Source organism: Bacillus sp. JK62 (genome assembly GCF_053663455.1).
Genome location: NZ_JBSJQA010000002.1, coordinates 769,712 through 792,050, shown reverse-complemented (window position 1 = coordinate 792,050; position 22,339 = coordinate 769,712). Strand labels below are relative to the sequence as shown.

Here is a 22,339-nt window from a genome sequence, read left to right as displayed (position 1 = left end):
AAATGGATTTGAAAGGGGTTTAGGACTTGAAGAACGAAAAGGTCATTCCTTATGATTTAGTAGCAACAAAGATGAATCATTGGTATGTGGCTATTAAAAAGAATTGGGTCGGTAGAGCAGAAGAAATGCGTAAAGAAGTTATGCAGGAAATAAAAATTATGGAAGAAAACCAAGATGTTTTACTATACTACTCCCTACTTGAGTTTAGACATAAGCTAATGTTGGCATATATGTATCCTAACGCTATAAAAGACATTGAGAAAAATTATGGTGAGTTAAAAGCATATGAAGGTCATGAAAACTTAACAGGAATGCTCGAATATTACTATTATTTTTTCATGGGCATGTTCTATTTTAGACAAAAGGAGTTGGCATTCTCCCTTAATCACTATAGACAAGCTGAGAGATATTTGGATTCAATTGAGAGCGAAGATATTGAAGTTGAAAAAGCTGAATTTTATTTTAAATTGTCAGAAGTGTATTACCACATGAAACAGACTTATTTTTCAATGAATTATGCCATGAGGGCTTACGATATATTTAAAAAGCAACCTGCTATTGACGGGAGCCCTACATACGGGGTACAAAAGGTACGCTGTCAATTCGTCATATTTGGTAATTTATTGGACAGTATGAAGTTTGATGAAGCTTTAAAGCAAGCATACAAAGCGTATCAGGAAGCAGTAGAGCTAAACAAAAGTGAAAAGAATCGTGGGCATTTGATGCGTTCAGCACTGTTTAATATTGGATTATGTTATAATCAAATGGAAGAACTTGATAAAGCATTTTTTCACTTTAATAAGTCACTTCAAATCATTGAGCCGGAAAATCATGATTACGCTGCTAAAACATTATTTGTTATCTCCTTCTTAAAGGGAAGGCAAAATGACATTGAAAACGCAAAAAAATTTTATGAACAGGCCAAACAGTTGGCTGAACGGCATAACAATGAAATGGTACTTGAAAAGTTAAAAATGGTTAAAGGACTTTTCTTGGACTATGATTTAGACTTAGTTAGGAAAACATTCGAGTTCTTCAAAGAAAGAAGTATATACCCTGACATGGAAAGCTATGGTGTCTCTGTAGCAGATTTTCTCACTGGTAAACAGGATGCTTGGGGTGCAGTTGAATTTTATCGTTTGGCAAATGAAGCAAGAAGACAAATCAAAAGGGGAGAAGCAATATGAAAACTAAACTATTTATCTGTGCAGTTCTATTATTCGGCGTTGCCGGAACAGTGGGTGCTTCCTATCTCCAACAACAAAATGATACGTTCAAGGTTGCTGAAAGAGCCGAAACGTAAAAAACTAATGACTTTGTAAGGAGAACAGAGGGAACTACTCTCTGTTCTCATGATTTATGTCCACCCGTCAAACCTGCTCTATGCAAAGCTGTGCCTCCAGGTGTATAAGAAACAGCTCGTAAGATCGCTTTCGACCCGTATTTATTTCTTATCCCATCCATGACGAATCCTAGCTTTCTTCTCTTCTCATTGTCCTTTTCAAACAGACTTAATTGTTGATTCACATCATCTTCAATATTGGAAAGAGTAACTGAAATGCTCCTCACTGTTTTGCCTGTATAGAACTTATCCAGCAGCATCAAGCAATATCGATAAATATCCATTGTGATATTTGTAGGTAAATCAATCGTTTTAGCTCTATGAAAGCCACCGCCGAACTCATGTTTACTGTAACCGATTCCTAAGCTGATGGTACGCCCTACTTTATTATGTGTCCGCGCTCTTCGCGCAACCTCTTCACAGATTTCCAATAGAACTGCCTTGATATCCTCTTTCTTCGTATAGTCTCTAAGCAATATCTGGCTCTTCCCATAGCTTATTTGTCCCTGCATTAAAGGGGCCCCAATTTCAGAAAGATCGATTCCATGGGCGTGATAATAAAGTTGATTGCCCATAATGCCGAAACGTTTTTCAAGCAGCTCTAATGGATAATTGGCTAATTGGCCAACAGTCGCAATTCCCATTCGGTTTAAATTCCTTTCCATCCTCCCTCCTATCCCCCACATTTCAGAAAGTGGTCTAATTGGCCATAGCTTTTCTTTCACATCTTCATATCTCCATCTTGCGATTCCTGTCTTTGATTTTTTTGCTTCCAGATCAAGACATAGCTTACTGAGCAACATATTGTCGCCAATTCCGATTGTACAAAACAATCCCATTTCCCTCATTAAGCTTTCTTGAATGTCTTTTGCTAATGCCTCGGCACTTCCCCATTTTCTAAGCACGCCGTTTATAATAAGAAACGATTCGTCGACTGAGTATGTATGAACATCTTGTTCTGGAACGTACCTGTAGAACAATTGTGTGATTTTTGCAGAGGTTTCAATAAACAGCTTCATTCGTGGGTTTACAATATGAATTCTAGGATCATCCGGAATATCAAATAACCGAGAGCCGGTTTTAATTCCATAGTCTCTTTTAAGTGCAGGAGATGCTGCTAAAACAACACTTCCTTGTCTGTCAGTATTGCCAACTACTGCTAAGTAACAGGTTAACGGGTCTAATCCCATCAACACTGAAGAAACGGAAGCATAAAAGGATTTCATATCTATACAGAGGATACTGTTTCGTGGAAACTGTGAGTAATCAATCATTGTAAGCAACTCCTATGATGTCATTCATGGTGATGTATACGGTTTGATCGTGATGGTTTTTTACATGTAATTTGTGTTGTTCGTAATTGAGATATTGAACTGTACCGATTAAATCTTCGGCAACCCCTTCTTTAAAGAGCTTAAACTTCAGTTCTTTATTCAGCGCCATTGCTTCAGAAACCAGGATGTCAATCTCCTCAATTTGCTGTTCATCTAAAGATGGTTTCTCCATTTTCGAAACATCTAACAAGTCCTGTTTTAGTTTCGTTAAATGTTCTGGAAGCATCATGGAGGTCCATTTGATCGTCCCTCGATCTCTAAGCATTTTGAATCACTCCTTTATTGATCTAATATTAACAGAACAAATGTTCTTTATTCAATATAAATAAGAACAATAGTTCGATGTAAATGTTGGAAATGACTATTCAGCAAGTATCCACTAAGCTTTATGGGCTGCTCTAGATACTTGAGTTCAGTTTCAAGAAATCCGCAGGAAAAAGTAAAAACAGCCGCCAGAAGAAAATGCGGCTGTGTGTTTTTATTTATCTTTCTTCTGTTTTTCATTCGGCAGCTGAATGGAAGGCGTCACACCTGATCCGCCGCTTCCGTTATAAAACTGCGGCACCTCTCCTTGAATCGCTTTAATGGAGACCGGAATATTATTTGTCACGACTGATGTTTTACTGGCAAACGGGATAATAACCTTTACTTTAATTTCCACAAAAATACTGATATCAATCAGTGCATTATTAATGCCGTACGGCTTTATTTTTGTTTTTACATCAGTTAACGCATCACCGATCAGGTTAAAGCGCACGGGGATTTTCGGCCCCAGATTTCCGAGAATGCTGTTTCCCGTGACCTGCCCTAAGGGAATATCGATCATAATTTCATCGGCCGTTTTAGCGCCTTTCTCTGTTTCATGCTGCTTATTGTTCGACTCCACTTCCTTCAGATGAGCCTGAAGCTGCTTTGTCACTTTCGCCTTCATGCTGTTGACCATTTGTGTATTAAAATCCATCGTTGTGACTTTCCCGTTTTCATCCGTTTTCATATCGACCATATCTTTTACATTGTCGCTGTGAGACATGTATTCTTCAATGGATTCCGTAATGACCTCTGTTGCCACCCGTTTGGTTTCCATTTCTCCTATGTTCATCAGCACCGGTTTGATTGAGGAGTTGATCATCCAAAGGCTAATGACCGTCGATATGGTGAAAAAAGCAAACGACAGAAGCAACACATACCGAAAAGGCAAAGGCCCTCTCTTGCGAAGAGCGCTCCGGTATCTAGGCAAGAAAAATCCCCCCTTACATATCACAATGTATGCTTGTAAGGGGGGACATAGTAATTTATTTTCACACTTAAAAACTCCGGCACAAAGTATTGCTTTTCTTTCGGATCACGCAAATGACGGGCTATTTTTATAGCCTGCTTATTTTCGTTTTTCTAATCCTTTTTCTTTTCATATCTTCATTAGATATTTTTGTTTGCATCTCCATAACACTTAATTGACTTTTTAATATCTTAATGTCCTGTTTATTGAGCACTGGTGGCACATTTATTTCTGCCCTTTTGCCATTTGTTAATGAAAACTTTAAAACCTGTTTAGCTAAAGTAAATTCCAACGCCAGATTCTCCCTTAGTCATGCTCTGCTTATTTTGGTCTTTCTGATCCTTTTTCTTTTTATGCTTTCTTTTGAAATTCCCTTATAAATTTGATGTGAATTTTCCATTTCATTGCTTAGCTCTTTTGTGTTTTCTTCCATCATAGGAATTCTTGTATTTACAATCTTAGATAGTTCCTGGTTAAATTGTTTCATCAGTTTAGCTTGGTCTTTAAGATTTACGGCAATGTCAGTATATAGTTCTATTTCATTAGGATTTACCCCATCAATGACAGCTTTAGCATAACTCCTAGCAGCTTCATGTGGGTCTGCATATGTAATGCTTGAGCCATTATGAATTAGCAAAATTTCTTTCTTCATGATAAATTTCCTCTCTTGTTGAAAATCTTAATATATCTTATAACACAAATTTCAAAAAGAAAAGTACTACATTATAACTTGTCTATTGGCAATAAGGCTCCGATAATCACAGACATATATTTGGCATTAGTGTATAATGATTCCTGTACATTAAGCATGCTCACTCAAGGGAGTCTTGCTCATCCCCTACGAAAGGGGGTGATGCTTATGTCAACATTTCAGGCATTAATGTTAATGCTTGCATTCGGGTCGTTTATAATCGCCCTGTTGACGTATATAAATAAAAAATAGACCTCCCTTGAGCCTGGAAACCTGAAGGGTTAGGTCTATCATGAACAACTGCTGAGCAAGCCCTTTGATGGGTAGCTTTTTGTACAGAGCCGGGGTGCTACCAACACCCTGGTCTTTTTATTTTATGCATTTCCTTAATAAGAAATGCATTTTTTATACTTTAAAAAGTATAATCCTTATCCTAATTATAACCATATGGAAATGTTATTTGCAATACAATTGCTTTATGGATAAAACCATTATTTTATTTTGATTGCGAATGCTTACTTTTGCATCATCTCATACAATTGCAATACTTTTGCTTAACTGTTTAATAAATCATCATCTAGCTCAATAGATAAAATACCATCGTCTTCATCGTCCTCATCTGTTGTCTCTTCAATAAACAGACTTTGAATGAAGTCAGAGAAAGAATTTGCGACCAAAAATGTGTCTTTTATTCCATTTGTCAGTTCATGATCCCAAAAATAAACTTTCCCTGTTGCCTCTCCTTTCACACCCAGACAAACCTGGTCTCCTCCATCGCCATCAGCAATCGGGATAATCCAGTCTGGTATTTGTTCTTCATAAGTAACTGTCATTGATATAACATCAAAGTCAGCATCGTCTACCCCAAAACCATAAAATAGCCCTAATCTTAAATGATTATTACTAGCCACTGGATTCTCTTCTAAGCTTGGAAATAAAACATTATCTGCTTGTATCGTGCTTCCACCATATCTTATAACGAATTCTTTGTACACCTCATCAAGATTTATGTTTAATTCGTTTTCAAATGCTTTGATTCTTCTTTTGCTTTCTTGTTCATTGCTTGATGCGTAATACTTCAAATCAAACTTGTTCATCTTTTCATTAATTTCTTGAAAGCTCAATCTAATATCCTCCTCTCAAATCGGAAGCTGAACCGATGTGCGGCACATTTTTATGTAATGCAGTTGGAATTAACTGTATCGTTGTATGATCTAAGTGATGTGGGGTAAGTTTGGCCGTGTATTTCAACCAATCTTCTGCCTCCCCTTGGGTTTTAAAACCTTTTAACTTTTTAATACGTTTATACACGAGAGCAAAATCAGAATCCTTGCCAGTTAATTCACCATCCTTAAATCTAATTGTACCTTTAGACCATGGGGTAAATATTGGGCGATTATTTACGAACTCTACTGGCTCTCCTTTAGTAACTGCATTTACTTCAGGTTTATCTGAATACCATTTACCATTACCTGGAGTACCTTCCCAACGTCCTTTAGTTCTAGGCAATCTTGTTCTAGGATTGGTGGACTTTATTAATTGAAGTAAGCGATCCTTTAAGTTTTCACTGTTAACTACATTATAAGGGACTCCTCCAGCCGGAACAATATCGTAAAGGGGATTATAAGGCAATAAATCAGCAATTGAGACATCTTTCACCTTTGAGCTTGCTTTGCTGACTTTAGAGGTGACTTTTCCAGCTACATCTGCTTTTGTAAGAGAACCGGCTCCCTTTGTGCCTATCACAGAGGTAACTACTGTACCTATCGCATATGTCACCCATCTTGATCGGGAATACGCATCTCCATTTACCATATCTTTTTGATACGATTCCTCAATAGCTGTTGAAATGGCATTATACGTGTTAATTGGATGAGCAACTGCCCCTATGATACCTTCAACAACTTCATCAGGCTTGCTGATCAGTTGCCATAAACCTGTTACCGTGTCTTTCCCGACATCATATAAACCAACGCCGGCTCCTTTTAATATATCCCAAGTCACTTCTCCGGCTTCTTCCATCTGTTTTGCTTGTTCGAGCTGAATCACATACTGCTGCTGGGAAGGTTCAAGGTTCTCGTAACCGATTTTCTTCGCAATCTCTAAGTATTCATCCGGATCAGTTACTCCGTCAGCAAGTTTTTTCTTCAGATCCTTGATTTCCCGCTCTTTCGCCTCTTCCTTCTTAATCGTCAAATAAGCATCCGAATGTCTTGCGATATCGCCTTTCTTCTTATGGATGTCGCTTTCTCGGTATGCCTTGGCGTTATAGTGAAGCGGCGTGGCGCTTTTTCCTTTGCCCGTGGCGTTTTGAAGCTGCTGGAAGTCAGCTTGGATGAACTGTTCGTTCGCTTCTGTTTCGGCGTATTCTTTTGTTAGATCGTGATCAAGCTTGCCGAGCTTATTTACGGTATCGTCCCGTTTTTTGTCTGCTGATTCCAGCTTTTGATCGACATCTTCTGTAGAGAAAACATCAAGATGAACAATATCGCTTATCTCGTTAAGAATATCCCTCATTTCATTGCGCTGCTCCTGCATGATAGCTTTTGATTTATTCTTCGCATGGATCAGCTCGTGTTCTAAAAAGGACTCTTCCACAAACGAATCGGCCAATCCGGCATCAGCTACTTTTCCTGAAATACTGTTAAGAAAAGCAATTTTCATGTCGATTAGATCAAGCCAGCTGTCTGTGACGCCGGCGTGATCTTGAAAGAATGCTTTGATGTTATCAGCACCTTTGCCTGAAAACTCACTGTCATCTAAATCAGCCATTCCTTGAAATGCTTTACTGAGATTGATAAATTGTTCTCTAATCTGATCGTATTCTTTTGCTCGCTTTTCCGCTGCTGAGATTAACGAGGATGCTTCAAATACCTTCATATCTGTCTCCTTCCCACTCAATCTTATCTAAATTTTACCACATAAAATTACATGTAAGGAGAGCTTCTTCCTTTTGTCGAAGGTCTCTTTCTTAGGAGATTTGAACTTTAACAAAATCTTAAAATAGGCTTAATTCAGTTGATAAAAAATGGAAAAGGTGATACTATCCTCACGGAAGGAGGTATTAATTGTAAAATATATTATTTATTTACATCTCAGATACTCATAGCAGGTTTAAACAGAAGAAAAAGGAGTGTAAACCATTATGAAGTATGTGTCAAAAAGCATTTGGTTAGTTGTAATAGCTCTCTCTTTATTATTCTCTTGCTATCCCCTCCATCATGTAAAGGCAACGGCAAACAAAGAAATCAATGACAATAATACAACTGGCATTGACCTAAACAAACGTATCTCAACAGTAAACGAAAAACCGCAAAACACCGATTCATCTAAAAGAGAATTAGCCGGATCAGAAAGTAAGCTTCAAAAAATCGCTAAGGAACAAGGAATGGATGTTGAAAGTTCATACCAAACTTATATAGCTTATGACAAAGATGGTAATCAGACATCATCTGGACAAGTCACCTCTGAAAACCAACGGAAAACTGTTGAGAAAAAAGCAAAAAGTATTATCTATTTCAGTCACACTTTTTTAGGTGGAAAAGTTAATAAAGTGATGCACGGAGTTGAAATTTCAAAAATAGTAGGGATTCCTCCTGCGTCAGCAGAAGTACATCAGGGTTTATGCAAGAGTGGCTATTATAACAAACAATTTACTTGCCCCCATACTATTAGAAAGACCTTTGTAGGGACTCAAGTGAAAAAGGGATCGGAAGTTCATCAATTTATTAATGTAAACAAAACAACATTTTGGAAGTATACTGGCGGCGCAATTGCTACTTGGGCAGGGAAAAAACCAACTGTTAGAACGATATCCTGGACTGAAGGATTATACCTAACGAATATGAAGGGAATGTTTTTCCCCTCCAATTACACAGATAAGCAATCAGGATTAAATATATTAGCTCCACCTAATGCATTTATTAAATGGGTGCCTAGCGATAAAAGAGTAAAATGGGGAACTACAGAACGCAAAGCATATAGGAACTGGTATGATAAAAAATACGGCAAAAAAACTTGGGTAAAATTTGAGATTCATCATCAACTACCTAGAGAGTACGGTGGAGGAAATCAGACAAGTAATTTAATTCCTATCGATGTGAATTTTCACAGGAAAGAAGTAAATCCATGGTGGGCTTCTTATACAAAAAAGAAGTAAAATTGTAGATGAATGTAGATGAAGACTCCTATGCGGAGTCTTTTTATTCTGAAACCAGTTTATAATACTCTCGGATATTCGGATTCACTTCCCAATATTTCGTTCCATTAGAAGACACTAACATATCAAACCATATTTCAAAATTCGAATCTAAGTTAATCGCATCTTCAATATCATCAATTGAGTCTAGATATAGCATATAACCTAATCCATTTTTTGATTTGTTTGTGTCTATGACATATCTTCCATCAAAATGATATCCAATTAAAACGTATCCCTCTGGGAAATCTTGAACCTCATTATATTCAATGATTCCCTCTAAGCTAAGTATTTCAATCCCATCAAACATTTCCATCCCATTGTGCTGTAACAAAAACTCTTTATAGTCATTAGGGAAGGTAACACCTAACTTCTGTTCTATATCGCTAATTTCTTGAGGACTAGCAGGATCTTTGAAATGAAAAGTAGCATCTTCCATGACATATCCTCCATGATGAAACATAGGGAATGTTCCGTATTTAGAAACAGCTTCCTTTATTCCATTAAGAGTCATTTGAATTAACTTCCCTTCTTCCATATAACTTTCCCTCCTCTAAGGTTTAGACCACTAAATTTTACCACACAACTTTATTTGAGTGTTTTAAAATGACAAAATCAATTTTACAATCTTTGGTTTTATATTTATAATTAGGAAGGTTTGTCCGATATAGAGACAGAACAAACAAATTTGGGGGAATTACATTGAAGAAATGGTTACTAGGTATTGGCGCATTATCTCTAAGCTTTTCTTTGGCTGCGTGTGGGTCTGATTCTGCTTCTACAGATAAAACAGATTCAGATAAGGCTAAAACAACGCAGCAAGAAGAAAAGGATACAAAAGAGACAAAGACAGACTCTCAATCAAACGACAAAAGCAATAATGACAAAAATGAAAAAGCCGAAAATGCTTCAAAGAAGGATTCGTCGGATAAAAAGACATCTGAAAATAAGAAAAAACTGGTCGATGTAACGCTTAATAGAACGGTTGACGGAGACACGATTAAAGTTAACTATAAAGGTGAAGTTAAAACTGTCCGTTATCTGCTTGTTGATACTCCTGAAACTAAGAAGCCAAACTCTTGTGTGCAACCATATGGTGAGGATGCTTCAGCAAGAAACAAACAGCTGGTTAACAAGGGAAAACTTCAACTGGAGTTTGATAAAGGAGATCGTACAGACAAGTATGGCAGAATGCTGGCTTACGTTTATGTAGATGGCAAATCAGTACAAGAAACACTGCTTAAAGAAGGATTAGCACGAGTAGCTTATGTGTATGAGCCTAACACGAAGTATTTAGGCACGTATAAGAAAGATGAGCAAGCTGCTAAAGATAAGGACTTGAAGATTTGGAGTAAGAATGGTTATGCAACTGATAAGGGATTTAATGGCTGCGTAACGAAACCGAAGAAATCAGTAAGTGTGTCTAAGCCGGCTCAAAAGTCAGTTACACCACATCAATCTGAGACACATAAATCGAACTCAAACAGTTCCCATTCAAGTAGTTCAGCATCAAGTAGCTCTTCTAACTCTACACAAGCCTCCCCTTCTACTGGAGGAACAGAACACTTTGCAAACTGCACAGAGCTGAGAAAGAAATATCCGCATGGAGTACCAAGCACTCACCCTGCTTATACATCTAAGATGGATCGGGATAATGACAACTTTGCATGTGAGAAGAATTAATCAATTTGAAGCCCTCTGAGGCTTCTTTTTTCATTTGGGTATATTCAATCTAAACAAAAAACCACAGAGCGTGTGAGGGACTCTGTGGTCTATAGTGGCTGATTAAACCCCTATGATACATCAATTAGGATACTTTAATTTAGATGAATAAGCAAGTTGATCTAAAATGTTTCGTTAAAATGAGGATTTTATAAAGAAATTCCAATGCACATGATATAATCTAACTACACTTACAATAAGAAGAAAGGATGAAATACTTGGCGTTACACGAAAATTCAAGAATAGCAGTTTATTCAAGAAAATCCAGAGAAGATAGAGATTCAGAAGATACGCTCGCCAAACATAGAAATGAGCTAGAATATCTCATAAAAAGAGAGAACTTTAAAAATGTTCAGTGGTTTGAGGAAGTTGTCTCAGGTGAGACTATTGATGAACGACCAATGTTTTCAATGTTGTTGCCCAGAATCGAAAATGGTGAGTTTGATGCAGTCTGTGCTGTAGCAATGGACAGACTCTCTAGAGGATCACAAATTGATTCCGGACGTATACTTGAAGCATTTAAGCAAAGTGGGACATTGTTTATTACACCAAAAAAAACCTATGATTTATCAATCGAAGGCGACGAAATGCTTTCTGAGTTTGAATCAATTATTGCTCGAAGTGAATATAGAGCAATAAAACGGAGAACGATTAACGGAAAGAAAAATGCCACAAGAGAAGGTAGACTTCATTCAGGGTCAGTTCCATACGGTTATAAGTGGGACAAGAATCTTAAAGCTGCAGTAGTTGTTGAGGAAAAGAAAAAAATCTATAGAATGATGATTAAATGGTTCTTAGAAGAGGAATATTCTTGCACAGTAATTGCTGAGATGTTAAACGAACTGAAAGTCCCTTCCCCATCCGGCCGTTCCATTTGGTACGGAGAAGTTGTTTCAGAAATTCTGTCCAACGATTTTCATAGGGGTTATGTATGGTTTGGTAAATACAAGAAAAGCAAAAGCAACAACAGTGTTGTTCAAAATAAAAATTTAGATGAAGTATTAATCGCAAAAGGTCATCATGAAACCATGAAAACTGATGAAGAGCATGCACTAATCCTAAATCGAATAGAAAAACTTAGAACATATAAAGTGGCTGGAAGACGTCTAAATATGAATACCCACAGGCTTTCTGGTATTGTTAGATGTCCTTATTGTCATAAAGCTCAAGCTATAGAACAACCCAAAGGCAGAAAAAAACACGTTAGAAAGTGTTTACGAAAATCTGCTGAAAGAACAAAAGAATGCGAACAAACAAAAGGAATTCATGAAGAGGTATTGTTCCAGTCAATTATGAGGGAAATAAAAAAATACAATGAAGCTCTCTTCTCCCCTACTGAGCAAGATGTTAACGATGACTCTTATACAACTCAACTTATTGGTTTGAGAGAAAAAGCTGTTAAAAAAGCAAAAGGAAGATTAGAACGCATAAAAGAAATGTACTTAGATGGAGACATCAGTAAAACAGAGTACAAAGAAAAGCTGAAAATTTCACAAGAGACACTTCAAAAAGCTGAAAATGAATTAGCAGAATTAATTGCATCTACTGAGTTTCAAAATGCTCTTAGCGCTGAGACAAAAAAAGAAAAATGGAGTCATCATAAAGTGCAGGAGATGATTGAGTCTACTGACGGGATGTCTAACTCTGAAATAAACTTAATACTAAAGATGCTCATTAGTCATGTAACGTATACGGTCGAGGATTTGGGAGATGGTACAAAGAATTTGAATATCAAGGTCTACTATAACTAGGTTTATGTCGTACTCAATCAATAATTCTTACGACAGATCCGGTTACGACAGGCGGAAAAAAGGATACGAGCTTGCCGAAGAAAAATGACAGCAGAATGACAAGCAGACCCGATGCCAAAATGCTTCCGTAAATGGCTGAAATCCCGTACTCCTTACCGATGGAAATAATCGGCGCTACCGCGGTGAACGTACAGCCGAGCACAACAGGCAAGCCGATGCCGAAACATTTATTCCTCCATACTTGAAGCAGCGTAGCCGCTCCGCACATAAAAATGTCAATTGATATGAGATATGTCAGCTGTTCTGCGTTCAGTCCCAATGCCGCTCCTACAATTAAAGGAACGACGACGGCGCCGGCATACATGGCAAGCACATGCTGGATACCGAGGGAAAGTGTTTTGGCATAGCCGTTTTTCATGAACGGACCTCCTGTACAAATGTCACTTTTCCGTCTTCAAGCGATTGAATTCTCGCCAGTGATTCGACCCGGCATCCTTTTTTCACCAGCTCGTCTCTTCCCGGCTGAAATGACTTTTCAATGACGATTCCGATCCCGCAAACCGCTGCGCCTGCTTGTTTTACGATGGACAAAAGCCCTTCTGCCGCCTGTCCGTTCGCTAAAAAGTCGTCAATGATTAACACGCGTTCTTCTTTCGAGAGATGATTTCCGGAGATTGCAATCTGACTTTCTGTTTTTTTCGTGAAAGAATAGACGGACGCCGTCAGCAGATCATCCGTTAACGTGAGAGACTTCCTTTTTCTCGCAAAGATGACGGGAACGCCGAGTTCAAGACCGGCCATTACCGCAGGGGCAATGCCCGAAGATTCAATTGTGACGATTTTGGTTATCTCGTCTTTTTCAAAACGGCTCGCAAATTCCCGGCCGATCTGCTGCATGAGAACCGGATCAATTTGATGGTTTAAAAAAGAATCCACTTTCAGCACTTGATCAGAAAGAACGATTCCGTCTTCTGCTATTTTTCGTTTTAATGCTTCCACAATGATTACCCCCGCTTATAAAAAATAAAAAAAGCATTGCCCGCTCTCCAAAAAAAGAGCAAGCAATGCCGAATGATCTACACGTAACGGCCGAATAAAAGCCGTCCCATTGCTCACTCATAGTCGGACATTTACGGTGACCGGTAGAAACTTGCGTGCCATATCCACGCGATTATATGAGTGTTCGTATGATATTAATCAAATTATAACAAGATACACTTCTTTTGCATAGTGAAATTTGAATATTTCCGAACTTTTACAAAGAATTAACTTTCTATTATTCGTCTTTTTAGAATTATTAGAAAAACGCCCGGTGTATGCCGGGCGTTTCGTTTATAAATATAAATTTGAATATTTGCCGACGAGATACTCAATGAGATATTGAACGTTCAATTCTTCTCCCGTTGCATCTTTTATGATATCAAGCGGCATTTTGCGTCTTCCGTGCTGATGAACCTTTTCTGTCAGCCATTGTTTGATCGGCTCAAAGTCGCCCCGTTCTATTAATTGATCAAATTCAGGCAGATCCTCAAGCATGGTATGCTTCAGCTGTGCCGCATACATATATCCGAGCGCATAGGAAGGGAAATAGCCGAAATCGCCGCCCGCCCAATGTACGTCCTGCAAAATGCCTTTTGCGTCAGATGGCGGCGTAATGCCTAAATAATCATGATATTTTTGATTCCACAATGCCGGCAGTTCTTCCACTGTCACTTCATTGCTGAAAATCGCTTTTTCAATTTCATAACGGATAATAATATGAAGCGGATATGTCAGCTCATCGGCTTCAATTCGGATAAAGGACGGTTTCGCCTCGTTTACGGCGCGTACAAAATCCTCTCTTTTTACATTTTGAAATTGATCAGGTGAAGCCTCAACCATTTTTTCATAATAGGCGGTCCAGAATTGTTGATTTCTGCCGATAAAGTTTTCATAAAATAACGATTGGGATTCATGAATTCCCATGGATGAACCGTCAGATAAGTTCGTTCCGCTCAGGGCTTCGTCAATATTCTGCTCGTAGATCGCATGCCCGCATTCATGAATCGTTCCGAAAATCGCCGTGCGGAAATCGTTTTCGTCATATCTGGTCGTCACCCGCACATCGCCGCGGTTGATCGTCGTCATAAACGGATGAACCGTTTCGTCCAGGCGGCCGCCGTCAAACTCATACCCAAGTTCTTTTAAGAAATACAAGGAGAGATCTCTTTGTTTTTCTTTCGGAAACGTTTTCGTTATAAAGGAAGTGTCCGGTTTATTTCCGGATGCCGTCACTTTTTTGACAAGCGGAATGATCGCTTCCTTCAATTCAGAAAACAGCTGATCCAGCACCTTTACCGTAACGCCCGGTTCGAAAATATCGAGCAATGCGTTGTATGGATGATCTTCATAGCCCCAATACGAAATAAACCGCTTATTAAAATCAATCAGCTTCTCAAGGTACGGAGCAAACATAGAGAAATCAGAGGCTGCCCTTGCCTCCTCCCAAGCCGTTTCCGCTTTCGATGTCAAAATGACATATTCTCTATACTCATCTTCAGGTATTTTTTTATTATGATCATAATCTTTTTTTGCAAGTTCCGCAGCTTTCACTGTATCTTCAGAGAGCTCTTCTGCATGCGCGAGAAGGATGTCAATCAGCTCTTTCATCCGGTCGGATGTCTGGATTTGAAAAACGTCAGCCGACAGCTGCCCGATGCTTTCCGCCCGGTCATCAGAACCTTTTTTCGGGGCTCCCGTTCTTGAGTCCCAATGCATGAGCGCAATGGCTTCTTCATAGTGGGATACTCTTTTTAACAGATCAAAAAACTCTTTTTCATATGTATGTAAATCCATATCCGTTCCCCTCCCTTTTCACTATCAATTACAGGCTAATGGAACGCCGTCATAAAGTCAACTTCCCGGATTTAAAAAAGCCGCAGGATAAGATTCCTGCAGCTTTTGTTTTTATATGATTTTCGGTGTAACAGGCAAGATCTTTTTGACTTCGGCCAGGACCCGTTCACTTTCTCCGCCCGCATAAATGGATATGGTTCCGCTGTCCTGATTAGAACGGATGAGGCGGCCGATTCCCTGCCGGACTCTCAAAAGCATGTACGGCAGATCAACTTCCTCAAACGGATCTTTTTTCGCTCCGTTTCGCTTTGCGGTAAACACAGGATCATGAGGCGGATACGGCAATGCCCAAATGGTCACATTCCGGAGCGAGTCACCGGGAATGTCAAGACCTTCCCATAAGTGGACGGAACAAAGCACGGATTCTTCATCCCGCTGGAATTTTTCAACCAGACTGCTGATCTCCTCGTCACCTTCGTAGTAAATCGGATACGGCAGCTCCCACGCGGCAGCCTGTTCTTTAAATTCCTTCATGTCTTCAAAGGAAGGGAAAAGAACGAGAGTGCGTCCTTCATTCTCCTTAATGGTTTCAATCGTTTCGGCTGTTTTCTGCTCAGACGTCATGTCACCGTGAAGCGCAACAGACATTTGCTCCTCGTAATCGTACGGAGATTCAACGGTAAATGATAAAGGATCACGGATTCCGAGACTGTCAGCGATATAATCAAATGAACCGCCCTCAGAAAGAGTGGCCGATGAGAAGATATAAGGAATCTTTTTAGAAAAGACCTTTTCTCCCAAAACTTCGGCTACAGTTCTCGGCATAACGACAAACGTTGAGTCTGTATCCCGCGTTTCAAGCCAGCTGATGGCATCCTTTTGATACAGCGACAGCGAATATGCCATTTGTTCGACGTATTCTTCTACGACTGACAGCTCGTACTTATCGATCGTATACATTTCCGATTCAAATACGAGCGCCTCGCCGATTTTATCGAGCAGACGGCACAGTTCGTCAGCCGCACGCTTAACACGCTGGTCGTTTTGGATGTCCAATCGGTGAGAGCCGGCGATTTCCTTCGATTCCTCTGACAGCACATAGAAAAACTCATCGTTTGCGGCAAGGGCATCTTCAATCAGTTCGGCGAATTCCTCTCTGATGTCATTTTGAAGCAGACGCTCTAAAAACAGCTCAAGCGTCGACTGCTTCACACGATACGTTAACGCTTTTTGCGCGGCGAATTCCAGCAGATGTCCTTCATCAAACACGACGGCGCTGTGATCCGGCAAAAGCGGCAGCTGCCCTTCCCTTTTGCGTGATTCTTCCGTCCATACATGCTCCATGTAGAAATCATGGGAGCAAACAATCAGATCCGTTGATTTTCGGTAATGATCTCTTGAAAGTGTTAAACCGCATCTATGTCTCATATCACATGTTAAACAATCTTGGAAGGAATCATAGCTGACGCCTGCCCACTCTTCATTTGTCAAATCAGCGTACTGTTTGCGGTCGCCGTACGGATAAAAGCGCTGCATCGCTTGTGATTCGTGTACGAATGAAGGCAGCGACTCATAAAGATCCAGCCACTTTTCATCATCAGAACGCTGCATCGTTTTCTCAAGCTTTTTCAGACACAGATACTGCTCATGGGATTTGGACAGCCGTGTATCAATCTGCAGATCCAAATGTTCTGTCAGCTTGGAAATGTCGCCTTCTTTTTTGACAAGCTGTTCAATTAACGTTTCATCGGCGCATGCGATAATGGCCGGTTTACCCGTATATCTGGCATAGCTGATGGCAAACAGCAGATACACCAGCGTTTTCCCCGTACCGACTCCTGCCTCAGCGAACATGACCTTTTTCTCTTTAAATGCCCGTTCAAGCTGAAACGCCATAAATACCTGCTCATCCCGAAGGTCAAAGCCTTTCTCGGGAAGGATATCGTAAAACACGTCACCAATCCAATTGTTCAATTCTTCGTAAAAATTCTTTTCTTTTGTTAAAGCAAAAGGCAAACGTGATGTTGTCACCCAACTCCAACCCCTAACTATTCGGCATTCAGACCATCTATAATATCATTTAACCCTTTTCAATACAACAAAAAAACTTGGCCACGCCAAGTTTTTGTCATTACTCATTTCCGGTTAATGATATGTGTACATAGGAACGGATGGTCTGTTGAATGTGTATGTTTTACCGCATTTTCAAGTTCTTCCTGTGCGTGTGTCATGGCGGAAGGACCGAACTCCGCTCCGGCTTCCTCCAGCCGGAAAGCAGTTGCGTCTAACGCCTTTTGTATTTTACTGAAGTGCTCGCTGTTCAGCATAAAATAAGATCACCTCTCAAATAGAAATAATCATCATTCTATGCCGATGCTTCACTTTCTATACATGCCATCCTGAATGATCCGCACCTGACCTGCACAAACTACAACAGATATTCGATCGAATATCCATCTTCACAAAATTATTCTATCCGGGAGTGATGGTTACATGAGTTATAAAGATCGATTAGATCAGCATTCTGAATTGTTTCATCACAATTGGACGCGGCCGAAACGCTCTAAATCGCAGGTGAACGGCCACACCGAAATGTCCCAGACCAACATTATTTTACGGAGCAACGCAAAAGCGCACCGCTGGTAATGGCAGAATAAAACGTAAAGATGCCGGAGAAGACGCTGTTTCAGGCGTCTTCTCTTTGTTGCGGCTTTTTCCGCTGCGGCCGCACTTTAGCCCAGTACTGATAATAATCCGTTTTGATAAAACCGTTAAAGAGCTTCCGTTTTTTTGTTGCTTTTCTTCCGTAGACCTCTTCAAATTGTTCATTTGACGTTAACATGTAGACAGACCATGTATCAAGAGATTCAAATGCCCGGCCCATTTCTTTATACATCTGCTCGACTTCCTTTTTTTCGCCGAGCCGTTCGCCGTACGGAGGGTTTCCGACGATAACGCCGAATTCGAGTTTCGTCGTAAAATCCTGCACTCGCATCTGCTTGCATTCGATCAGGTCCCCAAGTCCCGCTTCTTCTGCGTTTTCTTTGGCGATGTTTACCATCCGGTGATCCACGTCACTGGCAAAGATCTGCAGCGGCTGATCATAGTTCGCCTTTTCTTCCACTTCAAGGCGTGCCTTGTCCCATAGTTCTTTTCCGATCCATTCCCAGTCTTCTGAAGCAAAATCACGGTTAAAACCCGGAGCAATGTTTTGCCCGATTAAAGCGGCTTCGATGGCGATCGTGCCGGAACCGCAGAACGGATCGACAAACGGACGGTCAGGCGTCCAGTTGGTTAACAGAATTAACGCGGCAGCGAGCGTTTCTTTAATCGGAGCTCCGCCCTGATCAACCCTGTATCCCCGTTTGTGAAGGCCTGTTCCTGATGAATCCAGCGTAAGCACCGCTTTATCTTTTAAAAGGGAAATCTCCACCTTATACTCGGGTCCCGTTTCTTCAATCCATTCATTTTGTTTTCCTGATTGCAGTTTCAGCTTTTCCGCTATCGCCTTTTTGACGATCCGCTGGCAGTCGGGCACACTGGCAAGCACTGATTTCACGGACTTTCCGATAACGGGGAACTTTGCGTTTTCCGGAATGTACGCGCGCCAGTCAATCGCTTTTGTTTTTTCAAACAGCTCATCAAACGTTTTTGCCTGAAACTCGGCGACCTGTACTTTGATGCGGTCAGCCGTCCGCAGCCATAAGTTAGCGCGGCAGATCGCAAGCGCATCTCCTTCAAAAATGACTTTACCGTTGTCTACTTTGCATTCATAACCTAAATCACGCACTTCTTTGGCGACGATCGCTTCAATTCCCATCGGCGCCGTCGCTATTAGTGTGTACTTCTTCATCGTATCACCCTGTCTCTTTTAAGCTTTCGTTTCATTCAAGATAAAAGCTCCCCTTTAAAGGAGAGCTCTAATTTGTCATATCAATAATGTTTAACGTTCTGTAAGCCATGTTTTGTTCCGTCGTACTGCAATCGGCTCATCACCTCGTACTCAGGCGGCAATCATCTATCTACAGAAAGTATTCTGTCCTTCTATCTGTTCAGTTCCTTCAAGAAGGTTCCCCTACCAAAATTTGGGTTTCTCGCTCGAGGGGTTTACCGCGTTCCACTCTCACCATTTCTGATGAGACTTCGTCACTGTGGCACTTTCAAGGATACTCAGCCATATCCGGAGACGTAGGCTTTTTTCCTGCCGTCAGCCTATCAAGGCTGCCCTAGCTTATTTCTTCGCTAGGCACGAACACTACGGGCATCTCAGCACCGTGCGAGCATGGACTTTCCTCTACAGATTCAAAGATCTGCAGCGATTACCCGAACGTTAAGAACACTTGTTCATTATAAAGCAACTTGTCTCATTTGACAAGTGCATCTGCCTTATTCGTCATAAAGTTTGCTGCCGAATACATGTTTCTCAAGGTTGGACAGCCTTTTCAGAATATCAAAGTTGGTCGTATTGGACTGCACCGGCTGTTTTTTGCTTGCTTCTTCAAGCTGTTTTTTCAGCTGCAGATTTTCCTGCTGCAGTTCTTCAATTTCTTGATGAAAGGTTTCATAATCCTTAATAATCATATCTAAAAATTTGTCAACGTCTTCTTGTCTGTAACCTCTAACGCCTGTTTTAAATTCTTTTTCCAAAATGTCTTTCGCAGAAAGCTTTACTTTATCAGCAAGCATCTTTTTCACCTCATATCGTGAATCATCATGTTATATTTTATTCAGAAACACGTCCCGTTGTCAAATATTCTCTGACGTGTTATGTAAAGAAATCTTCTTCTTCAACGGCGGCACGGAGATCATCCATCGTAATCAAATAAATCGGATATCCGTCTGTTTCACGGCGTTTTTCTGCCTGCTGCAGCATATATTTCGGCGACCCTTCCACCTCCGGATCATATAAAAGCAAAAGCGCATCTGACTTTTCAATAAAGAACGCGTTTTTCTGCCGGAATTGGAGCGGACTTTCGTACGGCCGATGCGTCAGGCTCTCCTCATAATCTGCCTGAGCAAGCACCGCTTCATACATTTCTTTATTCGGCTCCTTCCACTTTTCCTCCTGGCCGTAGAAAGGCGTGATAACGGCAACCTTTAATTCCGGATACTCTTCTCTGAGATCATACGCCGTTTCTGCCGCCCAAAGCTCAGTCCCCAGCTGTCCGGATATGAGAATCCATTCCAAGCCTTCGTCAATAAAGCTTCTGAGTCTGGTTTCTATCGCCTTTTTTATATAAACAAGCGCCCGGTCATCCTGTTTAAAAATCCCGAGTTCAAACGGCTTGTACCCCGTTACGGCTAATACTTTCAATTGATCACCTGCTTAAAAAATGGGGCTCCCCATCGGGCCCCATTTTGATTTGCTGATATCCTAACCGATCTTGCTTAAGCGTTCAATACTAATGATCGCAGCAAGGGCTTCCGCACTGAAAATGCTGGTGAGTTGTCGGGTCAACATTTGAAAAAGTGTGCGGATAGTAATGAACGTGCTCAAAGTTGTGGTGATTTACGTTAGTTGTATGTTGCGGATGAATATGCGGCACAACCGTGTTAGAAAAGCAATGGTGTTCACAGCAATGAGTCGGATGGACAATCGGCGGCATCACGTTTGGTCTGCAACAATGATGATGAAACATGCTAAATCCCCTCTCCATTAACTTTTATTACACTGTTAGGTTATGAAAAAAAGAGGGTGCATGTTCTAATTCAATCACCCAATTTAAAAGTGCGTCAGCAAGCTGTCTTTAAAATTCGAAAATACAAACGCAATCAAAAAAACCACGACAAAGAACAAGTAAAAAACACCTTTATACATACCAACTCTCCCCTATAAATAACTAACGCTATTTTACAAGATGCGGCACCATTCTACAACAAAATCGATGCGGATTCAGAAAAAAATATTTTTGGCGAAACAGCTCGGCTTTTGCGCTTTCCCGGGCAATATTTTAAGAGGAATATTTCCTCTTGAGCCGGGCAATTCTTACATGGAGCTTCTCGGCTTCTTTTTCCGATATTTCCCCGTCTTCTGCCGCCTGCTGCGCGGCCTGCAGAGCTTTTTTGTAATCTTTTGCATGATGCTCAAAATAGATCGCCAGCTCAACCGCTGATTGGTGTCTGCATGTGTGAAGATCAGAGCCCGTCAGTTTCTCCCAAAGGGGCACGGCGTCTTGCCTGCGGTTTTGTTTTTTATAAAGCATCGCTAAGTCAAAAAGGGCCCGATCCGAATCTTCAAAGTCTTTGCCTTGCAGCGCTTCCAGCTGCGAAACGGCGCGATCGGTTTCTTTATGAGCGATAAACCATTTCGCCATAGCGTATGCTTCCTGACGTTCTGACGTCTGATCAGAAGATGCAAAAATCTTTTTTGACATATGGATGTAAAGAGCGATGAGGGAAAGCACATCTTGTTCATTATGCGAGAGCACTCCCTTTAAAAGAGCCGGGTCCTCCGCCTTTAAAAATTGAAAATACAGCATCGGCGCCAAATAACCAGGGGTGTCTTCGTCCCTTTTAAAAGCAAGCTCTTCATTTTCAACCGCCGAAAGCGATACACGCTCTAATTTATGTTTCCAAAGCCGTCTCGCCCCGTGCAGAAGATCAAAGTGCCCGAAGTCAGGAAGTTTCGGAAGCCTGTCCCGCAGCAATGTATGCCTGGTTTTTACCTGCGGCCAGTCAAAGGCTTTTCCGTTATACGTAACAAGGGACGTAATGTCAACCTCACTTAAAAAGCTTTTGTAAAGAGCCGTCTCGTTTCCCGGTTTAGGGAGCAGATGCTGTTTAACCGCGACACGGTCTTCATACACTCTTGCATGGCCGAGCAAAAAGATCATATTGCCTGCCCCGCCGCCGAGGCCGGTCGTTTCAGTATCAAAGAAGAACAGCTGGCTTTTTTCGTATCCTTCTGCTGATAAAGTATGTGTCAAACCGCCTTTATTCCATAATGCCATGACGTCATCAAGTTCACTGAAGCTGTACCGTCCGTGGCGGTGCGAAAGCGGATAGACGGTTTCGCGGATAAGACAGTATTCATCCTCAAAAAAGAAAGGCTTCACTCCGAATGCCTCCCATTCTTCTCTAAACGGGACTTGAATATCCGGGACCGAAAGTTGTGAAGCTGCCGGCTTTTTTTCAGCTTCCGGCACATTCAGGTGGTTTTTCATCCGCTTTAATTTATTTTTCAAGGACAT

23 protein-coding genes, 1 other RNA gene, 3 pseudogenes and 1 riboswitch are annotated in these 22,339 nt (G+C 40.7%); of the genes and pseudogenes, 7 read left to right on the top strand and 20 right to left on the bottom strand.

The features are described 5' to 3' along the window. Window positions 1-26: 26 nt before the first annotated feature. The gene (locus ACWJJ4_RS09125; protein ID WP_076983515.1) at window positions 27-1,187 is read left to right on the top strand and encodes a response regulator aspartate phosphatase; all 1,161 of its coding nucleotides are present in this window, start codon (window positions 27-29) and stop codon (window positions 1,185-1,187) included. A 163-nt stretch (window positions 1,188-1,350) separates the two neighbouring features. Here ACWJJ4_RS09125 and ACWJJ4_RS09120 read toward each other — a convergent pair whose 3' ends face one another. From ACWJJ4_RS09120 to ACWJJ4_RS09100, 5 genes are all read right to left on the bottom strand, one after another. Then, window positions 1,351-2,616, bottom strand: a complete 1,266-nt coding sequence (locus tag ACWJJ4_RS09120) for a Y-family DNA polymerase (protein ID WP_454021585.1) — start codon at window positions 2,614-2,616, stop codon at window positions 1,351-1,353. Continuing rightward, a complete protein-coding gene (locus ACWJJ4_RS09115; RefSeq protein WP_454021584.1) occupies window positions 2,609-2,941 on the bottom strand; it encodes a YolD-like family protein in 333 nt (110 codons plus the stop codon). Before ACWJJ4_RS09115 ends, ACWJJ4_RS09120 begins: the two co-directional genes overlap by 8 nt. Window positions 2,942-3,154: 213 nt before the next feature. Next, window positions 3,155-3,913 carry a sporulation protein YunB gene (yunB, locus tag ACWJJ4_RS09110; RefSeq protein WP_096034892.1) on the bottom strand — a complete coding sequence of 253 codons (759 nt, stop codon included), beginning with the start codon at window positions 3,911-3,913 and terminating at the stop codon, window positions 3,155-3,157. A 127-nt stretch (window positions 3,914-4,040) separates the two neighbouring features. Further along, window positions 4,041-4,244, bottom strand: coding sequence for a hypothetical protein (locus tag ACWJJ4_RS09105; RefSeq protein ID WP_038458783.1), 204 nt, complete (start codon window positions 4,242-4,244; stop codon window positions 4,041-4,043). A gap of 18 nt (window positions 4,245-4,262) precedes the next feature. After that, window positions 4,263-4,604, bottom strand: coding sequence for a hypothetical protein (locus ACWJJ4_RS09100; protein WP_038458785.1), 342 nt, complete (start codon window positions 4,602-4,604; stop codon window positions 4,263-4,265). Window positions 4,605-4,805: 201 nt separating this feature from the next. Here ACWJJ4_RS09100 and ACWJJ4_RS09095 point away from each other — a divergent pair, with 201 nt between their 5' ends. Further along, window positions 4,806-4,895, top strand: coding sequence for a putative holin-like toxin (locus tag ACWJJ4_RS09095; protein ID WP_076982784.1), 90 nt, complete (start codon window positions 4,806-4,808; stop codon window positions 4,893-4,895). 302 nt (window positions 4,896-5,197) lie between these two features. Here the strand turns inward: ACWJJ4_RS09095 and ACWJJ4_RS09090 are convergent, their stop codons facing one another. Both ACWJJ4_RS09090 and ACWJJ4_RS09085 read right to left on the bottom strand, forming a co-directional pair. Next, window positions 5,198-5,767 carry an SMI1/KNR4 family protein gene (locus ACWJJ4_RS09090; protein ID WP_454021583.1) on the bottom strand — a complete coding sequence of 190 codons (570 nt, stop codon included), beginning with the start codon at window positions 5,765-5,767 and terminating at the stop codon, window positions 5,198-5,200. Between the two features lies 1 nt (window position 5,768). Further along, on the bottom strand, window positions 5,769-7,523 hold the full coding sequence (locus ACWJJ4_RS09085; protein ID WP_454021582.1) for a T7SS effector LXG polymorphic toxin: 1,755 nt from the start codon (window positions 7,521-7,523) through the stop codon (window positions 5,769-5,771). Between the two features lie 265 nt (window positions 7,524-7,788). Here ACWJJ4_RS09085 and ACWJJ4_RS09080 point away from each other — a divergent pair, with 265 nt between their 5' ends. Further along, the gene (locus tag ACWJJ4_RS09080) at window positions 7,789-8,802 is read left to right on the top strand and encodes a hypothetical protein (RefSeq protein ID WP_454021581.1); all 1,014 of its coding nucleotides are present in this window, start codon (window positions 7,789-7,791) and stop codon (window positions 8,800-8,802) included. A gap of 43 nt (window positions 8,803-8,845) precedes the next feature. On the opposite strand, the gene ACWJJ4_RS09075 is transcribed toward ACWJJ4_RS09080, so the two are convergent. Then, window positions 8,846-9,280, bottom strand: a complete 435-nt coding sequence (locus tag ACWJJ4_RS09075) for an SMI1/KNR4 family protein (protein ID WP_076982859.1) — start codon at window positions 9,278-9,280, stop codon at window positions 8,846-8,848. A 500-nt stretch (window positions 9,281-9,780) separates the two neighbouring features. Here ACWJJ4_RS09075 and ACWJJ4_RS09070 point away from each other — a divergent pair. From ACWJJ4_RS09070 to ACWJJ4_RS09060, 3 genes and pseudogenes are all read left to right on the top strand, one after another. After that, window positions 9,781-10,236: pseudogene (locus tag ACWJJ4_RS09070) on the top strand (thermonuclease family protein); the annotation flags it as partial. A 24-nt stretch (window positions 10,237-10,260) separates the two neighbouring features. Continuing rightward, entirely contained in the window at window positions 10,261-10,524 is a 264-nt protein-coding gene (locus ACWJJ4_RS09065; RefSeq protein ID WP_454021612.1) for an excalibur calcium-binding domain-containing protein, read from the top strand. Between the two features lie 248 nt (window positions 10,525-10,772). Then, complete coding sequence (locus ACWJJ4_RS09060) at window positions 10,773-12,314, top strand: recombinase family protein (protein ID WP_454021580.1); 1,542 nt, start codon at window positions 10,773-10,775, stop codon at window positions 12,312-12,314. Between the two features lie 19 nt (window positions 12,315-12,333). On the opposite strand, the pseudogene ACWJJ4_RS09055 reads toward ACWJJ4_RS09060, so the two are convergent. The 5 genes and pseudogenes from ACWJJ4_RS09055 to ACWJJ4_RS09035 all read right to left on the bottom strand — a co-directional run. After that, window positions 12,334-12,732: pseudogene (locus tag ACWJJ4_RS09055) on the bottom strand (solute carrier family 23 protein); the annotation flags it as partial. Then, window positions 12,729-13,313, bottom strand: a complete 585-nt coding sequence (gene xpt / locus ACWJJ4_RS09050; protein ID WP_454021579.1) for a xanthine phosphoribosyltransferase — start codon at window positions 13,311-13,313, stop codon at window positions 12,729-12,731. The pseudogene ACWJJ4_RS09055 and the gene xpt, both read right to left, overlap by 4 nt. Window positions 13,314-13,413: 100 nt before the next feature. Then, a riboswitch (purine riboswitch) is annotated at window positions 13,414-13,513 on the bottom strand. A gap of 133 nt (window positions 13,514-13,646) precedes the next feature. Then, the gene (locus tag ACWJJ4_RS09045) at window positions 13,647-15,149 is read right to left on the bottom strand and encodes a carboxypeptidase M32 (protein ID WP_454021578.1); all 1,503 of its coding nucleotides are present in this window, start codon (window positions 15,147-15,149) and stop codon (window positions 13,647-13,649) included. Between the two features lie 111 nt (window positions 15,150-15,260). After that, a complete protein-coding gene (locus ACWJJ4_RS09040; RefSeq protein ID WP_271265631.1) occupies window positions 15,261-17,180 on the bottom strand; it encodes an ATP-dependent DNA helicase in 1,920 nt (639 codons plus the stop codon). A gap of 104 nt (window positions 17,181-17,284) precedes the next feature. After that, the gene (locus ACWJJ4_RS09035) at window positions 17,285-17,476 is read right to left on the bottom strand and encodes a hypothetical protein (protein ID WP_003153550.1); all 192 of its coding nucleotides are present in this window, start codon (window positions 17,474-17,476) and stop codon (window positions 17,285-17,287) included. 166 nt (window positions 17,477-17,642) lie between these two features. Here ACWJJ4_RS09035 and ACWJJ4_RS09030 point away from each other — a divergent pair, with 166 nt between their 5' ends. Next, window positions 17,643-17,795 (top strand): YpzG family protein, encoded by a 153-nt coding sequence (locus tag ACWJJ4_RS09030; protein ID WP_003153548.1) that lies wholly within the window; start codon window positions 17,643-17,645, stop codon window positions 17,793-17,795. A 40-nt stretch (window positions 17,796-17,835) separates the two neighbouring features. Here ACWJJ4_RS09030 and ACWJJ4_RS09025 read toward each other — a convergent pair whose 3' ends face one another. The 7 genes and pseudogenes from ACWJJ4_RS09025 to ACWJJ4_RS08995 all read right to left on the bottom strand — a co-directional run bounded on the left by ACWJJ4_RS09025 (window position 17,836) and on the right by ACWJJ4_RS08995 (window position 22,339). Beyond that, a complete protein-coding gene (locus ACWJJ4_RS09025; protein WP_156734876.1) occupies window positions 17,836-19,002 on the bottom strand; it encodes a THUMP domain-containing class I SAM-dependent RNA methyltransferase in 1,167 nt (388 codons plus the stop codon). Window positions 19,003-19,098: 96 nt separating this feature from the next. Beyond that, window positions 19,099-19,480, bottom strand: an RNA gene (gene rnpB, locus ACWJJ4_RS09020) — RNase P RNA component class B. A 55-nt stretch (window positions 19,481-19,535) separates the two neighbouring features. Further along, a complete protein-coding gene (gene gpsB, locus ACWJJ4_RS09015; RefSeq protein ID WP_003153541.1) occupies window positions 19,536-19,835 on the bottom strand; it encodes a cell division regulator GpsB in 300 nt (99 codons plus the stop codon). Window positions 19,836-19,914: 79 nt separating this feature from the next. Continuing rightward, window positions 19,915-20,463 (bottom strand): DUF1273 domain-containing protein, encoded by a 549-nt coding sequence (locus ACWJJ4_RS09010; protein ID WP_060674160.1) that lies wholly within the window; start codon window positions 20,461-20,463, stop codon window positions 19,915-19,917. An 88-nt stretch (window positions 20,464-20,551) separates the two neighbouring features. Continuing rightward, on the bottom strand, window positions 20,552-20,788 hold the full coding sequence (cotD, locus tag ACWJJ4_RS09005; protein WP_003153539.1) for a spore coat protein CotD: 237 nt from the start codon (window positions 20,786-20,788) through the stop codon (window positions 20,552-20,554). An 83-nt stretch (window positions 20,789-20,871) separates the two neighbouring features. Continuing rightward, window positions 20,872-20,979: pseudogene (locus ACWJJ4_RS09000) on the bottom strand (hypothetical protein); the annotation flags it as partial. A 121-nt stretch (window positions 20,980-21,100) separates the two neighbouring features. Continuing rightward, window positions 21,101-22,339: a ribonuclease H-like domain-containing protein gene (locus tag ACWJJ4_RS08995; protein WP_101562215.1), complete on the bottom strand. Its 1,239-nt coding sequence runs from the start codon at window positions 22,337-22,339 to the stop codon at window positions 21,101-21,103.